The organism is Vibrio sp. D173a (genome assembly GCF_030248475.1).
Genome location: NZ_JAHGAH010000546.1, coordinates 1 through 1,011, shown reverse-complemented (window position 1 = coordinate 1,011; position 1,011 = coordinate 1). Strand labels below are relative to the sequence as shown.

Genomic DNA, 1,011 nt, shown 5'->3' with positions numbered 1-1,011 from the left:
CTGAAGGATCAAGCTCCGGAGACCACACAGCAATCGTCATCTCGCCCGGTACGATAGCGATGATGCCACCACCTACACCAGATTTACCCGGCGTACCAACGCGATACGCAAATTCACCAGCACCATCATACAATCCACAAGTCGCAAGCAATGCGTTCAACTGTTTCGTTTGAGTTGGAGTAATCACCTGCTTCTGAGTCTGTACTGAAGTGCCTTTATTCGCTAGATAGCTAAAGGTCTTCGCCAAGTCGACACAAGTCATTTTAAGCGCACAAGCATGGAAGTAGTTGTTCAATACCGGAATCACTTCATTGTCGAAGTTACCAAATGCTCGCATCAAGTAAGCAATCGCCGCATTACGATCACTGTGCATCATCTCTGAAGCCGCAACGACCTTGTCGTAAACGATATGCGTATCACCAGAAAGCTGACGTACAAACTCCAACAAACGCTGTCTTGGTGCAGATAGACGGCTATGCAATAAATCTGAAACAACGATCGCACCCGCATTGATAAACGGATTGCGCGGAATACCTTGCTCCATCTCTAGCTGAATCATGGAGTTAAATGCTTGGCCTGAAGGCTCTTTGCCTACACGCTGCCAGATCTCTTCAGGCTTATAAAGCACCATGGCTAAGGTCAAGCTTAAGGCTTTAGAGATAGATTGAATAGAAAAGGCTTCTTCTGCGTCTCCCGCTTGGATCACCTCACCTTCATTGGTGTATACGGCAATAGCAAGCTTTTGATTCGAGACTTTGGCCAGAGCCGGAATGTAGTCAGCCACTTTCCCTTGGCCAATCAAAGGGCGAACTTCTTCTAGAATCTCCGCCAAGATAGCTTGTGTCGGTTTCATGCTTGTGTACTTCTGTATTGTTATTCTTGTAGGGCTGGTGTCTCACACCATTGATTTATTCATCAGCTAAGGACAAAAAAGCCAACATTACAACAATGTTGGCTTTTATCAATACTACAAAGTGTAGGGGCAATCGCTCAGTAACTGAGCCGACTCAC

1 protein-coding gene is annotated in these 1,011 nt (G+C 46.2%); it reads right to left on the bottom strand.

Annotated elements, in window-relative coordinates:
* Positions 1 to 853: glutaminase B (gene glsB / locus KIV40_RS27410; RefSeq protein WP_285352359.1), on the bottom strand; the 853-nt coding region annotated here is incomplete at its 3' end.
* Positions 854 to 1,011 lie beyond the last annotated feature (158 nt).